15 protein-coding genes are annotated in these 14918 nt (G+C 59.4%); 9 read left to right on the top strand and 6 right to left on the bottom strand.

All coding sequences use genetic code 11. The annotated features are described in order from the left end of the window. Positions 1-1966: WD40 repeat domain-containing protein (locus AC0V2S_RS23950; RefSeq protein ID WP_475511897.1), on the top strand; the 1966-nt coding region annotated here is incomplete at its 5' end. 104 nt (positions 1967-2070) lie between these two features. Here the strand turns inward: AC0V2S_RS23950 and AC0V2S_RS23945 are convergent. The 3 genes from AC0V2S_RS23945 to AC0V2S_RS23935 form a co-directional block, all read right to left on the bottom strand. Beyond that, positions 2071-2499, bottom strand: coding sequence for a substrate-binding periplasmic protein (locus tag AC0V2S_RS23945; RefSeq protein ID WP_475511896.1), 429 nt, complete (start codon positions 2497-2499; stop codon positions 2071-2073). Positions 2500-2838: 339 nt separating this feature from the next. Continuing rightward, positions 2839-3279, bottom strand: coding sequence for a hypothetical protein (locus tag AC0V2S_RS23940; RefSeq protein ID WP_475511895.1), 441 nt, complete (start codon positions 3277-3279; stop codon positions 2839-2841). A gap of 135 nt (positions 3280-3414) precedes the next feature. After that, the gene (locus AC0V2S_RS23935) at positions 3415-4071 is read right to left on the bottom strand and encodes an aspartate/glutamate racemase family protein (protein WP_475511894.1); all 657 of its coding nucleotides are present in this window, start codon (positions 4069-4071) and stop codon (positions 3415-3417) included. A 145-nt stretch (positions 4072-4216) separates the two neighbouring features. Here AC0V2S_RS23935 and AC0V2S_RS23930 point away from each other — a divergent pair, with 145 nt between their 5' ends. From AC0V2S_RS23930 to AC0V2S_RS23915, 4 genes are read left to right on the top strand one after another with little or no spacing between them, the layout of a single operon-like run. After that, positions 4217-4567, top strand: coding sequence for a VOC family protein (locus AC0V2S_RS23930; protein ID WP_475511893.1), 351 nt, complete (start codon positions 4217-4219; stop codon positions 4565-4567). Positions 4568-4607: 40 nt separating this feature from the next. Next, positions 4608-4802: a hypothetical protein gene (locus tag AC0V2S_RS23925; protein WP_475511892.1), complete on the top strand. Its 195-nt coding sequence runs from the start codon at positions 4608-4610 to the stop codon at positions 4800-4802. Beyond that, a complete protein-coding gene (locus tag AC0V2S_RS23920; RefSeq protein WP_475511902.1) occupies positions 4757-5227 on the top strand; it encodes a LysE family translocator in 471 nt (156 codons plus the stop codon). Before AC0V2S_RS23925 ends, AC0V2S_RS23920 begins: the two co-directional genes overlap by 46 nt. Positions 5228-5261: 34 nt before the next feature. After that, positions 5262-5423 (top strand): DUF2986 domain-containing protein, encoded by a 162-nt coding sequence (locus AC0V2S_RS23915; RefSeq protein WP_475511891.1) that lies wholly within the window; start codon positions 5262-5264, stop codon positions 5421-5423. Between the two features lie 14 nt (positions 5424-5437). On the opposite strand, the gene AC0V2S_RS23910 is transcribed toward AC0V2S_RS23915, so the two are convergent. Both AC0V2S_RS23910 and AC0V2S_RS23905 read right to left on the bottom strand, forming a co-directional pair. Continuing rightward, the gene (locus tag AC0V2S_RS23910) at positions 5438-6370 is read right to left on the bottom strand and encodes an NADP-dependent oxidoreductase (protein ID WP_475511890.1); all 933 of its coding nucleotides are present in this window, start codon (positions 6368-6370) and stop codon (positions 5438-5440) included. 184 nt (positions 6371-6554) lie between these two features. Beyond that, positions 6555-7034, bottom strand: a complete 480-nt coding sequence (locus AC0V2S_RS23905) for a GNAT family N-acetyltransferase (protein ID WP_475511889.1) — start codon at positions 7032-7034, stop codon at positions 6555-6557. Between the two features lie 131 nt (positions 7035-7165). Here AC0V2S_RS23905 and AC0V2S_RS23900 point away from each other — a divergent pair, with 131 nt between their 5' ends. The 4 genes from AC0V2S_RS23900 to AC0V2S_RS23885 all read left to right on the top strand — a co-directional run bounded on the left by AC0V2S_RS23900 (position 7166) and on the right by AC0V2S_RS23885 (position 13414). Further along, positions 7166-8626 carry an MFS transporter gene (locus AC0V2S_RS23900; RefSeq protein WP_475511888.1) on the top strand — a complete coding sequence of 487 codons (1461 nt, stop codon included), beginning with the start codon at positions 7166-7168 and terminating at the stop codon, positions 8624-8626. Positions 8627-8757: 131 nt separating this feature from the next. Then, positions 8758-11319 carry an HWE histidine kinase domain-containing protein gene (locus AC0V2S_RS23895; protein WP_475511887.1) on the top strand — a complete coding sequence of 854 codons (2562 nt, stop codon included), beginning with the start codon at positions 8758-8760 and terminating at the stop codon, positions 11317-11319. A gap of 189 nt (positions 11320-11508) precedes the next feature. Beyond that, positions 11509-12090: a CDP-alcohol phosphatidyltransferase family protein gene (locus AC0V2S_RS23890; protein ID WP_475511886.1), complete on the top strand. Its 582-nt coding sequence runs from the start codon at positions 11509-11511 to the stop codon at positions 12088-12090. Positions 12091-12199: 109 nt separating this feature from the next. Next, the gene (locus tag AC0V2S_RS23885) at positions 12200-13414 is read left to right on the top strand and encodes a hypothetical protein (RefSeq protein WP_475511885.1); all 1215 of its coding nucleotides are present in this window, start codon (positions 12200-12202) and stop codon (positions 13412-13414) included. 110 nt (positions 13415-13524) lie between these two features. On the opposite strand, the gene mdtD is transcribed toward AC0V2S_RS23885, so the two are convergent. After that, on the bottom strand, positions 13525-14895 hold the full coding sequence (gene mdtD / locus AC0V2S_RS23880; protein ID WP_475511884.1) for a multidrug transporter subunit MdtD: 1371 nt from the start codon (positions 14893-14895) through the stop codon (positions 13525-13527). Between the last annotated feature and the right edge of the window lie 23 nt (positions 14896-14918).

The raw sequence follows: 14918 nt of genomic DNA, 5'->3' as shown, positions 1-14918 counted from the left end.
TTGCGGGGTTGGACCCCAAGGTTCCGGTGCTCAACAGCAGTTACGCCAACAAGGGCCGTGCGGTTATTTCTATGTGGGCAAAGAGCAAAACACCGAACTCAATCCCTTGTCGCGCAGGCTGTTCGGTCAGCCGGTAGAACTGGTGTATGCGGGCGATAAGACCGGCACCATTCTGATCGGCGACCCGCTCCCTGCCGGTGCCAAACTGGTGACTTCAACGGCAACGCCGCCCGACTCCTTTCAGGACAAGAATGCGCCACTGGCTGGCCAACCCGGCATTCAGGATGCGGTCAGCAAAGGCGTGCTGCGCCCGCCACCGACACAGACGCCCGGAATGGGTAAATGCCAAAGTCGCCAGCACCCCGAACGCGATGTACCGCCGGTAGCCGGCGTGGGTAAACCGCGGCCTTCGGCGCCCACCTTGTTTAATGCCTACGTCGTGCTGAAAGCCTTCACGTACCCGGCCGGCTTGTACGGTGCCAACTCCGCCACATTTTTATCCCCAGCGGCGTGCCTGCGCCCAAGGGGCAGCCCGGCCATTCTTCGGTGTATGACTTCAATACGTTGCGGTGCAGCGGCGCGATGTGTCGTTAACAACCGCCTGAACAAGGGCCACGGTTTGGCCCTGCAACGTACAACTTCAAGGACGAACCATGACGTACAAAGAAAAAATGCTCAGCCGGGCAAGGTGGCTGGAGCTCTGCCGTTTCTGTTGCTCGGCCTCTACGGGTTTGCTTCTGGGCAATACTTTGTCCCGGCAAAAAATGGTGTAGCAACGATGGGTGGCGAGGCCGCACTGCTGCTCTCTGCACTGACGACGCTTATGGCCCTGGTAATCGCCATTCCTGAACTCATCAAGCTTCGGGGCATTGAAATCCAGCGCTACAAGGTGCTCTACCTCTCCATTCAGTACGGCGTGATTGGGCTGTTGATCGCCACGCTAGTCGCGCTGCAAACGGGCTGGCGACAGACACCTGTCGATGCCGGCTTTCTCAAAGCCTTTATCGAGATTAATCGCAGCGGCGATGACCGCGCGGCGAACGTCGCCTTCGACCCAGTCATGCGCGTGCTGGTGGTGGGTCGGGAGAGTGGTCGGGTGGAGCTATGGGATACCCGCAAACCCAATACGCGCTTTGCCCACGACGCCCACCAGGCGCGTGCCGAGTTCATCGCGTTTGGCCGCGAAGACGGCATTGTGCTGACCGGCTCCGGGTTTGATAACGCCATGGTCAACCCCGAAAGCGGCCCACGCGTTTGGGACGCCTACAGCGGCGAATTGTTGACCACGCTCACCGGCATGTGGTCGCCCGGCCCAATGGTCGAAAGCCCGACTACCAGTTTGTATGTCATGGCCGATAGCGACACCCTGCGCATTTACGATCATCGCCAGCGCAAGTTGGTAGGGGGTATTTGCAAGCTGGAAAACAGCGCGCACGTCACTGCTGTGGCCAGCGATAAAACCAGCGGGCTGATCGCCGTAGGCAGCTCCAACGGTGACCTGCTGTTGATGAAGCTGGACGCTTCAACTGCACAGCCGCGTCTTGAAGTTGTTCGTCAACTCACCCCATACCCACGCAACGCACGCCAGGACGTACTGAGCCTGCAGTTTCTCGATGAAGGACGCCGGTTGGTGTCGGTTGGCTGGTTGCCGGAAGACCTGCGCAAAGACTCGCAAGCCGAAATCAGCGCGTGGGACACCGCCACCCTGAAGCGCCAGCGCACCTACCCCTTCACCCTGCAAACCGTTAACTGGGCAGCGGCGGTACCCGATCAGCCGTGGCTGATTCTTGCCGGCGAGGAATCCACCCGAGGCAAGATAGAACTGATCGATCTGCAACAGGGCGTGGCGTGGCGCTACAAGGCCAACACCAACTATCCACGCGCGGTGCTGTTACCAGAAGTGCGCGCGGGGTTGATTCTGCAGAGCGGCCGGGCCACGCAGATCAATTATCTGGATGCACAGTAAGGGCGGTCAGTGGCCAGAAACTTCCCCGATCAACTGCCGATACTCAGCCGTATGCTGCAGCGCCACGAGCGCCTTATTGAAGCGCTCCAGCGCCGGCTGCGCGTTCATGGTTTTGCTAAAGGCCAAGTACAGCGGGTCGCGCACCAGCGGTTTGGGTAATAACACGAACTGGCTTCTATTGGCCGCAAGGCCGGGGTCGGAAGCCAGTATGACGTCGAGCCGGCAACGCCATTGCCAATGATCGCCACGTCCAGGCGGCCGGCCAGTAGTTTTAGCAGCCTCGATTGCTCACCGTTTTCACGCTCGATATCCAGCTCGCCACTACTGATCGCTTGATCAACCTCTTCGCCGTAGCTGGCGCCAGACAGGCCGCCGAGCTTCTTGCCCTCCAGGTCTTTAAGCGTCTTGAAGTCGAACTCGTGGCCCTTTAAAACCACCAGACTGATGTCGTCGTCGTAAATCGGCCGGGAGAAGTTGTAGAACTTATCGCGCGCCTTGTTTGCGCGAAATATTGGTGATACCCCCTTCGCCATTCTGGGCATTTTTCAATGCACGCTTCCACGGCAGCAGGCGCAGCTCATAGGTATCGCCGGTATCTTTTCCAGCCTGGAGAAGATTGCCGGAAGGATGCCGGCTGGCTGATCGTGGTCCAGGTAAATAATCGGCGGGTAACTGTTGTCGCCAAATACCACCAGGTTCTCGGCGTGAGCGCGCAGCGCCATGCAAGAAAACACGCAAATGAAAACCGCAGCAGAGCAATAGTTTTTTATTGTCATAGGAGTCTCTTCTGGGACTACGGAACACTATCAGGCAACTGTGCTCGGTGTAGCACCTGAAGAATGCGAGAGATAGTTTTCTCTGCATTTGCACGTTTAATTGGCAAGAAAGGGAATCAAGAAAGCGGCAAGCAACGCGACCAGCCAGGCGAACGAATACGCCAACGTTTCATTCGGGCCCTGCTTCTTGAACCAGATCTCCCAGCCGCCGCGCTCGGGTATGAAATGCTTTTCTATCGTCTGCAGGTATTCAGAGGCGCGATCGGACAGGTGATACATGCCAGAGCAAAACCGCACGGTGCAAATCACCAAAAATATAAAGGGTAGCCACCACGCCACTTGAATGGCTTTGACGCTCGGCGCATTCGCGAAAAGCCAGGCTGCAATTGCTGCGGCGCCTCCGAAAGCGAACTTTTCCAGCTGCCACAACTCCTGCGTTCTGGCCATCATCTCCTTTCTGATTTCTTCATATTCCTTCAACAGAAAAACGTCTTCTGACTTCATTTCCATCGGCACGGCTTGCTGGCCAACTTCCATGGTTAACCTCCTTTTAAATTCGCTATTTAATAAGTAGGCGAGTCAAGTTACCTAATGGCTTCCACCGTTTTTTAAGCGCGCGATGGTTGTTTAGGTCTCGAAGTTTAGCAGTGCGCTAATGGGCCGCCTTGGTCGTCAGTCCCCCGCCAACTGTTCCAATGCCGCCCGCAAACCCGCCACCGCGCTGGTAAGAGGTACAGGACCAGCCGTTACGAGCGCCGCCGCCCCGCCCATCGATGCTTGGCCCAGAGCAACCATCGATGCCCCGCCGAAATAGGCAAGGTCTGCCGCCTTCGCGATCATCGCGAGATAGCCGTCCTTGTCACCCGCTTTGAACAGTGCCCAGGCGCCGGGCACAAGCTGCACGTCGATTGATACGTCAGTGCCCTGAGCAGCGCGGTTGAACAGGTTTTCGGTGGACTCCAGCGTGGTGTCGACTGCGCACAAAACCGCGAGTTTGCTACCGGCACCTGCGGCACGAACGACTGCCGTGGCCAGCGCTTCATCCGCACGTAAAATGGGGGCGTCGGAATACTCGGCAATGCCGTCGATAGCAGGGCCCAAAGTTGAACAGGTCAGCACAACGACATCAACGCGTCGGGCGAGTGAAAGCAGCGCCACCTGTGTGTGTTTCACGATCTGTGCGGTCACTCCACCGGCGCTCTCAGCATCGGCCAGGAGATCAGCGCGCACGTAATGCTGCAAAACATCCAGCCCAATGCCAAGCGCCTGTGCAGCCGAATCAAAGACTGCAATGTTGCTCTTGGCTGTGTGTAAACAGGCGATTCGCATTAGTTACGACACCTCATGTCTGTCCAATTGATTTATCCCACATAGTCAAGCCAACGCCTACACGCTTTACTCGCTCTAGACTGCCCCCATGAGCGCAGTCTCAGGCTGAGTATATTCGTGCACCGTCAGCACCTGTGGAGGCCCCATGAACGTCAAACGCATCGTCGCCAATATCCCCACCGCCGAACCGCAAAAGGCCGACGCTTTTTACCGAAACATTCTCGGCCTCGACCTGGCCATGGATCACGGTTGGATTCGCACCTACGCGGGCGCCACGAAGATGGATGTGCAGGTCAGCTTTGCCAGCGAAGGCGGCGCCGGGACGCCGGTGCCGGGTCTTTCCATCGAGGTGGACGATCTGGACGAAGTACTACGCCGCGTGGCGCTCGCGAACATTGCCCTGGAATACGGCCCCGTCAGTGAGTCGTGGGGCGTTCGCCGCTTCTATGTCAGGGACCCGCTCGGTACGCTGGTCAATATTCTTCAGCACGAGTAGCCCGCTACAATCAGTCCTCTTTGTGCAGGTTTTCTACGCCATGTCCGTCACCGACAACCTCCTCGCCTTCACCTTCGCCGCCACGCTACTGGCCCTCACGCCTGGCCTCGACACGGCGCTGGTGTTAAGAACGGCCACAGTAGAAGGCAAACGCCAGGCGTTGCAGGCCACGCTTGGCATCAATGCTGGCTGCCTGCTCTGGGGCGCGGCGGTGGCGTTTGGATGGGGGCGTTGATTGCCGTGTCGGAGTTGGCGTTCAACGTGCTCAAGTACTGCGGCGCGGCCTACCTGGCCTGGCTGGGGCTGACCATGCTGCTGCGCCCGCGGCGCTCGCTGGCACCAGCCGAGGCGGAGCAGACGGCGCACACCAACTGGTTTCTAAAAGGCATGCTGGGCAATGTGCTCAACCCTAAAGTGGGCGTGTTTTATGTGTCGTTTCTGCCGCAATTTATTCCCCACGGCCACTCGCCAATTGCCTGGACGTTTGGCCTGCTGAGCATTCATGTGGCAATCAGTCTTCTCTGGTCGCTTATGCTGATTGCCGCCACTCATCCGCTGGGCGCCGTGCTGCGGCGCGAGAAGGTGATCACCTGGATGGATCGCACCACCGGGCTGGTTTTTGTATTATTCGCGGCCCGCTTGGCGTTGAGTAAGCGTTAAAACCCAGCGCGCGCCTTTTTCAGAGCACATCCCCATGAACCGTCGCAAGAAAATCAACCAGATCCTCAAGGCGAACGCCAAAAAAGCCAGCGCCAAACTGGCGCCCAAGAGCAAGCCGAAATACATCTGCAAAGCGGATCGCTTGAAGCTGGCGGAAGAAGCGGCGCAGGAAACGACCGCTTCGACCGAAAGCTGATCTGTAGCTTTGCCTCAACCATCGCTTTGCACGCGCAACACCACCTTGCCGTGCACATGCTCGTTGGCCAGGTAGTCCAGCGCCTTGGCGGCCTCCGGCCACTCGAACACTTTGGCGATCACCATGGACACCTCGCCCGCCTCCAGCAACCCGGCTATTTGCGCCAGCTCCAGGCCATTGGGCTCAGCCATAAAGCGTGTACCGGTTTTGGTGGCCGCTTGCGGATGATGGGCATCGGGCATTTCCAGGGTCGACACCAGCCGCCCGCCTTCGCCCAACACCTGCCAGGAACGCGCCTGGGTTTCGCCGCCGATCAAGTCGATGACCAGGTCGAAGTTCTTGCAGATGTCCTCGAAGCGCTCCTTCTTGTAATCGATGGCGCGGTCCACGCCCAATGACTTGAGAAAGGTCAGGCTGTCGGTAGAGGCCGTCGCATACACCTCAGCGCCCTTGACCTTGGCGAACTGCACCGCCAAATGCCCGACCCCGCCGGTGCCGCCATGGATCAACACCTTTTGCCCCGCCTCCAGGCTGCCGTGGGTGACCAGCGCCTGCCACGCCGTGTGCCCGGCCAGCGGCAGGCCGGCGGCTGTTTCCCAACTGAGGGACTTGGGAATCTTGGCCAAGTGCTTGGCCGGCACCCGGGCAAATTCGGCAAAGGCGCCATCGGCGCCGATCATGGCAAACACCCGGTCGCCCACTTTGAAATCGCTGACGCCGCTGCCGACTTGCTCGATCACGCCGGTTACCTCGCGGCCCAGTGCTAACGGCAGGTCTTTCTCGGTGATGTCCGGAAACTCACCCTGGCGAATCTTGTAATCGACCGGGTTGGTGCCGGCCACAATCACCCGTACCAGCACCTCGCCAGCCTGGGCTTGCGGCACGTCGACGTCCGCCACCGACATCACGCTGGAGTCACCGAATTGGGCAATTCTTATCGCTTTCATACTGCGCATCCTTTTGGTCAAGAGATGAGGAGTAGAAGCGCGATGGCCGCGAGAGGTTTAAGGAGATTGTGCTGAGCGGCGACGGGTGGCAAAAACTGCTCTGACGTCACCGAAGACGGCACTCGCAACACACCAACGCCACCCTGGCGCTGACGTTCGATCTAAACGTAGGCGAACGTAAGCCTCAGCCCCTCACCCACACCATCGTTTGAACAATGATATGCGGATGACTTTCCAGCGGTTCCCATTCGCCTAAAAATGCAAACCCTTGCCGCTCGTAAAAGCCTGTGGCGCGGGCATTTTCGGGTGCGACGTCGAGATACACACGGTCGAACCCTTGCTCCAGTGCTCGGGCTTTCACCGCAGCGACCAACCCCGTCGCAACGCCCGAGCCTCGCGCGGCCGATTCCACCCACATGCCAATCAAATTGAAGCGGTTGTTGCTGCTGGCTCTGGCCCCCACCATACCGACCGGCCTGCCCTCTTCCATCGCCAACCAGAATTGCGTTCCGCGTGAAGATGCTCGTTCTTGCCACTCCTCGTCACGGTAGTTGGCGGCTGTTTGGTAGCTCACGCCAAACGCCGTGGGGGCGTCCAGCAGTGCGGCGAGCCTCACCTCTTTCAAGAGCTTCCAGTCGCTTGCCTGCGTTAATCGAATGTCCATAACTGTCCTGTTTTGGCAATGCCGCAAATTCTCACACCGGGTATTCGCGAGCAATTGGTTGGCAAAAAACGCCTGAACTCCCCACGGAAACGCCCGCTCTTAAGCGTGAGAACAGTCCTAAGGATGTGGCGATGACAAAGCAGCCGGAGCATGCGTACCAGCCTGGAGAAGTATTCGAAACGGATCTGCCGTCGCGGCTGGATCGCTTGCCCTGGGGGCGTTTTCATACGCTGCTGGTGTTTGCGCTGGGCATCACCTGGTTGCTTGACGGCCTGGAAGTCACCCTGGCCGGCTCCGTATCGGGCGCGCTGAAAGACAGCCCCGATTTGCATATGAATAACTTCGACATTGGCCTCGCCGGCGGCGTGTATATCGCCGGCGCGGTGCTCGGTGCGTTGCTGTTCGGTTGGCTCACGGACCGGCTGGGGCGGCGCAAGCTGTTCTTTATCACCCTGTGGCTGTATGTCGGCGCCACGGCGGCCACGGCCTTTTCGTTCAGCCTGGAAAGCTTTCTGCTGTTTCGCTTTCTGACCGGGATGGGAATCGGCGGCGAATACACGGCCATCAACTCGACCATTCAGGAATTCACCCCGGCGCGCTATCGCGGCTGGGTGGACCTCACCATCAATGGCACTTTCTGGCTAGGCGCTGCGCTGGGTGCCGGCGGCGCCATCGTGTTGCTCGACCCGCAGGTAGTCGGCGGCGACCTGGGCTGGCGGCTGTGTTTTGGCATCGGCGCCGTGCTGGGCCTGATCATTCTGGTGATGCGCCTGTGGTTGCCGGAAAGCCCCCGCTGGCTGTTAATTCACGGCCAACCCGACGAGGCGCGGCGCATTGTCGAAGGCATCGAAAAACGCTTTGCCGAGCAAGGCCATGAATTGCCTGCACCCGACGGCAAGCCCCTGCGCTTGCATGCCCGTGACCACACGCCGCTGAGCGAAATCTTCCACACCCTGTTTATCAGCTTCCGCCGCCGCTCCTTGGTGGGCGTCACCCTGCTTACCGCCCAGGCGTTTTTCTACAACGCCATTTTCTTCACCTACGCGCTGGTGCTCACCGACTTCTACAACGTGCCGGCCGAGCACGTCGGCTGGTACGTGTTGCCGCTGGCGTTGGGTAACTTCTGCGGGCCGCTGTTGCTCGGGCGGTTGTTCGATGTGGTCGGCCGACGGGTAATGATCAGTGCCACCTATGCGGTGTCCGGCGTATTGCTGGCCATCAGCGGCTACTGCTTCCAGCAAGGCTGGTTCGACGTCACCCAGCAGGCGGCGGCGTGGATGGTGATTTTCTTCTTTGCCTCGGCGGCGGCCAGCTCGGCCTACCTCACCGTAGCCGAGACCTTTCCGCTGGAAATTCGCGCCCTCGCCATTGCGGTGTTTTATGCCTTCGGTACCGGCCTGGGCGGCATCATTGGGCCGACCCTGTTTGGGGAGCTGATCGAAACCCACGAACGCAGCAACCTGTTTATCGGCTACCTGATCGGTGCGGGGCTGATGTGCCTGGCGGCGGTGGTGCAAGCTAAGTGGGGGGTAGCCGCTGAGCGTCAATCGCTGGAAAGCGTGGCCAGGCCTTTGTCGCAGGCAAAGGATTGACGGCAAGCGGTCGATTTATGCAGCGTGTGTATGTCGGCCTGGACGGATAGACTGCAGCGTCGCTGCATCAGCGATGCAACACCTTTCGGTAGTCATCCAGGCCGCCGGTCTTTTGCTTGCCGGTAGGACCCATGACCTCTGAACCCCGCGTTGACCTGACCAACTGTGATCGCGAGCCGATCCATATTCCCGGCAGCATTCAACCGCACGGTTGCCTGTTGGCCTGCGACGCCTCAGTGAGCATCGTGCTGCGCCATTCCGAAAACGCGCCCGCCATGCTTGGTGCGCAGAGCCAGTTGAACGATACACGCCTGGAAGCGGTGATCGGTGAAGAAGCCGCCCATACCATTCGCAACTCGCTGGCCCGCAACACCGACCCTGCCCGCCCCTCACTCACCTTCGGGTTGACGCTCGCGTCCGGCGTGGTTGTGGATGTGGCGGCGCATATCTTCAAAGGCGCGGCGTTGCTCGAATTCGAACCCAGCGGCGCGAATATCGCCGAGCCCATTGAGCTGGCCCGAACCGTCATCGCTCAAGTGCGCAAAATCGATCAGAACGACAAGCTCTACCGCGACTCCGCCCGGTTTGCCCGGGCCATGGGCGGCTATGACCGCGTGATGATCTACCAACTCGGCGCCGACGGTGCCGGGAAAGTTATTGCCGAAGCCAAGCGGGCCGACCTGGAAAGCTTTATGGGGCAGTACTTCCCTGCCTCGGATATTCCCCAGCAGGCCCGCGCGCTGTACTTGCGCAACCCCATTCGGGTCATTTCGGACGCCAGATTCGTACCCGTGCCCATCGTGCCGGTGCTGGATCTTTCGGGCGAGCCGGTCGACCTGTCTTACTCGCACCTGCGCAGCGTTTCACCTGTTCACTGTGAGTACCTGTGCAACATGGGCGTGGGCGCCTCCATGTCCATCTCGATCATCGTCGATGGCGCGCTGTGGGGGTTGATCGCCTGCCACCACTATTCGCCACGAACGCTGACGATGGGTCAGCGGGTGGCTGCCGAAATGGTGGGCGAGTTCCTCTCGCTGCATATCGAAACCTTGCGTGCCCGGCAAAACCTACAGGCCGCTGCCCACGCGCGGCACTTCCTCGACAGCCTACTGCGCGAGGCCAATCGGGCCACGGATATCGAAGAGTTTCTGCGCTCACGCATGGCCGATTTCAAAGCACTGGTGCCGTGCGACGGCATCGGCATGCTGCTGCAAGGCCGTTGGACCTCGGAAGGTTTGGCACCACCCAAGGCAGCGATTCCACCGTTGCTGGCTTTCATAGAGAGCGTCGCTGACGGCCGCACCTGGGCCTCCCATCGCCTTTCGACAGCGCACACACCGGCCGGCGACTATGCGACCGATGTGTCGGGTGTGCTGGTGATTCCAATGTCTCAACACCCGCGCGATTACCTGCTGCTGTTTCGCCGGGAAGTTTTAGAAACCCTCGACTGGGCCGGCGACCCCAACAAAACCTACGGCAGCGGAGCGCTGGGCGAACGCCTTAACCCACGCAAAAGCTTTGCCGTATGGAAAGAAACGGTTCAGCAGCAGTCGCTGCTGTGGAGCGAGCAGGACCGCCAATTTGCAGAAGCCATTCGCGCGGCGATTGTTGAAGTGGTGCTGCACAACAGCGAGCTGCTCTCCAGCGAGCGCTCCAAGGCAGACGTGCGCCAACGCATGCTCAACGAAGAGCTCAACCACCGGGTCAAAAATATCCTCGCGCTTATTGGCGCACTGGTCGCGCACCCCACCGCCGAAGGCCAGACGCTGAACGGCTACGTGGCCACGCTGAAGGGGCGCATTCATGCACTGGCGCTGGCGCACGATCAAGTGGTACGCGGTGATGGCGGCGGCAGCCTCGCGGCCTTACTCGAAGCCGAGCTTTTACCCTACCGCACGTCCAGCGAGGCGATTGCCCTGAGCGGCCCCAATGTCGCCCTGGATGCCCGCGCCTACTCCGTACTGGCGTTGGTGCTGCATGAGTTGGCCACCAACGCGGCCAAGTATGGGTCGCTGTCCCGCGCCACCGGCACGCTGTCGGTGAGTTGGACAGTCGATGCCGGCGGGGCCTGCGATATCGCCTGGCGCGAAAGAGGCGGCCCGCTGGTGAGCCCACCCAAACGAACCGGCTTCGGGTCCGTGCTGATCGACCGCAGCATTCCGTTCGACCTGGATGGCACAAGCACGCTCGAATTCCGGCCCGAGGGGCTGCACGGCTTTCTCAAAATACCCGCCAAACACCTGTCCATCGGCGAAGCGTCCAACATTGAGCCAGCAACGCCGGTGGGCATTACCCTCTACACCGACTCGGACACCCTGGCGCGCACCAGCGTCCTTATCCTTGAAGACCAGCTCGTGATTGCCGTGGGCCTGGAGCAGATTCTGGCCAATGCCGGCGTGGTGGACGTGATCACCACGAGCTCCGAAACCGAGACCCTGAAACTGCTCGCCACACGTAAACCGGACATCGCGATACTGGACATCGCGATACTGGATATCAACCTGGGTACGGGCACGTCTATTTCGGTAGCAGAAGAGCTGATGCGGCTGAACATCCCCTTTATCTTCGCGACCGGGTATGGCGACAACGTGAGCATGCCCGAACACCTTAAGCACATTGCGCTGGTTTCCAAGCCATATGACGCGGTGTCGATTCTGTCGAATTTGCAGCGGTTGATTCAGGGGTCGGATTGAAGTCGGGGGGATAGAAAAACAGGAAAAAAACGGTCTCCCTTACCCCAACCCCACTTAAGAGTGATCGACAGGAAAATTGCCGTTTCCTAAAGTTCAAGGCTGACTGTTCGCGCGCTCGGCGAGTCGGTGAACGCACAGTAACGGCATAAAAAACACCTGGATATTGTTGGCTCCAAGGAAGGCTTTTATATGAATTTCGTAAAAACCATACCGCTGTCGCTCACCGTGCTCCGCGCCTTGCTCGGCCCGGTTGTACTGGCTCTCGCCATCGGGTACCCGAATAAATTTCTATTTGGCGTCTGTCTAGTGGTGGCGTTCTTATCCGATGTATTCGACGGCATGATCGCTCGCCGCTTGAACATCGCCACGCCCAATCTGCGGCGGCTGGACAGCATTGCGGATTCAATTTTTTACGTGTGTGCGGCTATTGCGGCGTGGCTGCTTTATCCCGACGCAATTCTGCAGCACTTAACCGCGCTTGTTGTGCTCGTAGCCCTGGAGATTGTGCGCTACGTATTTGACTATGCGAAATTCCAGCGCGAAGCCGCTTACCACATGTGGTCATCAAAACTGTGGGGCATCTTTCTTTTCCTCGGCTTTCTCTCCCTGCTGTCTTTCGGTAACGCGGGCGTTTTGGTGAGCCTTGCCATTTATGTGGGCATCATTGCTGACTTGGAAGGCATCGCCATTTCAATCGTTATTCGTGAGTGGAAAAATGACATCCCGTCACTGCTTCATGCGTTTCGGGTGCGTGCGGAACAACAAGCCTAGCCAGGTGATTTTGTTTCTCTGAGTCTCTAGCGAACAGGTCTCGAGAGCCAACGCGATGAGTAGAATCCCCGTCGAATCCGTCCACTCGCAGCCAACGGTCCCCTCCCCCATGAAAACCAGCCTGCCCTGGCTCGCCCTCTCGCTCGCAGCCTGCCTCGGCGCTCCAACGTTGTGCTTGGCCCAGAGCGTGGCCCCGGAGCAGCATCGAGTCAGCCTGCGTGTGCTGAACCCCGGCGCCGCGCCGGTCAACCAATGGCGGGCCAAGGTGTATGTCAGCTATCGCCCGCTGGTGGAAGGCTCGCCGAATACCACTGAAACGTCGACAACGCGCGCTAATTGCTCCACGCCCTCGCGCTTCGGCCCGATAGTCCCTTCATTCAAACGGTGCACCCTTACGCGCAACCGTGAGGTGCAACGGATGCTGCCTGCCGCGCAACTAAAAGCGGCCGGCCCGCGGGCGCTGAACCTAGACTTTGCCCCGGTGATTGAAGATCACGGTGGCACGTTCGCCATCGACGATCTGGTGCTCGTCTATGTGACCTGCGCCAAAGGTTGCGAGGAGCAGCGTATGGACATTCGCCTGAGCTGTTACGCCGATGACGTCGATCACGGCGAGGTGCTTGCCGATGGCATGGCGCTCAGCTATTCACGCGGCGCGAAAGCACACCCCGGGGTGGCGGATTGCGGGTTAAGGCGGGGAGATGAAACCACCTGGTCGAACCGCGACACAGTCATCGCGCGCATTCGCGGGCATTTCGGTGATGAGCAGCAAATGGTCAGCCATGAACTGCTCGGCACGTTTCCCGCAATTCCAACGCCCGATAACACCTGGCTCTGGAACCCGGCGCGGGGCAATAACGACCTCAGCGACTACTGCGCCATCCCCGACCAACAGAGCTACGTAAACAGCACCTACTACGCCACGCTACCGCCTGCGGTGGGCTGGCCGTACCACCATGAAACCGAGGTGTACGTCACCAGCAAGCCCAGCGGAGAGGTTTGCACCATCTGGCTCACCGGCACCGGCGATGAAAGCTATGTGCGCTACTTCTACAACTTCGCCGACGGCCAGTTGGTGAAGGCCTACACCATGGATGAGCCCGACGACGTAAGCCGCGAATGGCGCTGGGTGAACGGCGAGCCTTGGGAGTTCACCCGCCGCCAGGTGCCCGACTCCATTGCCGGGCACGATGCCATTTTGTATTGGCACAAAACCGCAGCCCAGCTATGGCCCAAGCGCATGGACTACAAGCCCAACCTCAACGAGTTCGCCGCATTGAAGGATTTTGCGCAGGAGCTGTTTTTGCGGTTTCCGGCGAAATAGGGAGGCAGCTTTCGGCCAATAGCAGCCGTTGCTCGTATTGCTGTGTCAGCCCCACCGAGAAGATAGAGAGCACCGAACTTCTGGGCTCGGTGCTCCATGGGTATATTTTCTCAGCTTAACTTTCGGAAAATCGCCGCTGAAAACAGCGTTAACGCACCCATACAGATAAAAGCCGCCTGAAACGCTGTTTGGGTGACATCCGCTTGCCCCAACAGGTGGTTGAACACCACCACCAACCCGCTAGCGCAGGACACTCCCAACCCCATTGCCAGCATTTGCACCATGGTCAGCACGGCGTTGCCGGCACTGGTTTGCTGCGGGCTAAGGTCTTTCAAGGTCAACGTGCTCATTGCCATGAGTTGCAACGAATTGAATGCGCCAAACAGGCTCAGCGCGAGCAGTTGGAGCCAGATGTCTCGTGGCAGCGGGCCAATGGCAAAGCTGGCAATCGTGGCACCTATTAGCAGGGTGTTTGCGAACAGTACTCTACGGTAGCCAAAACGACTTACCAGGCGGTGGGCTATGGACTTCACAGCGATGCCACTCAATGCAATGGGCAGCATCAGTAGCCCGGTGTGCAGCGGTGAGTATCCCTGGCCGACCTGGAAAAACAGCGGCAGCAAAAATGGCGTCGACGAACACCCCAGACGTGCAACAAAGTTGCCCCACAAGCCGATACGAAAGCTGGAAACAGTAAACAGGCTGGGAGCAAATAAAGGCTCGCGGTGGCGCATGGCATGGCGCCAGAAACCCCAGATAGCGGCCAAACCCAACATAGCCAACGTCGATGTTATGCCCCAGCCGAAATCAAAACTGGCCACACCATCCAACGCCAACGTAATGCTCAGTATCCCGCTGGCGAGCAACGCGTAACCGGCGTAATCGAAACGGCTGAGGCCGGTCAACGGCAGTCCGGGCATATACCGGCAGGCCGCCGATATCCCGATAACGCCCGCCGGAACATTGATCAGGAAAATCCATTGCCAGGTGGCGACCTCCACTAACCAGCCGCCCAGAGCAGGCCCCATCAACGGCCCGATCAGACTGGGAATGCTGACAAAACTGATGGCCGGCAATAGCCGACTGCCGCTGAACGCACGAATCACGGCCAAGCGTCCGACCGGCAGCATCAGTGCACTGCCTAGCCCTTGCAGGATTCGCGAGGCGATCAGTTGTTCCAGAGACTGTGCCAGACCACAACACAGCGAGCCCAGGGTGAATAAACCGATGGCGGTGATATACACGCGGCGGGTGCCGAAGCGATCTGCCAGCCAGCCGGAAGCAGGTATTAAGAGGGCCATGGTCATAACGTAGGCGACGATCACCGACTGCATTCGCAACGGGCTTTCGCCGAGGCTGCGAGCCATGGCGGGCAGTGCGGTGGTGACCACCGTGGCATCGAGGCTCAGCATGAAAAAACCGCCGGCCACCAGCCATAGCAACGACCGGCCGCCCGGGACTTCAGATTCGGCGTTCAGCATCGCTGGGGGTTCCGTGCAGACAA

This window comes from Pseudomonas sp. CC11G (assembly GCF_056174845.1).
This window is presented reverse-complemented; position numbering and strand designations above follow the sequence as displayed.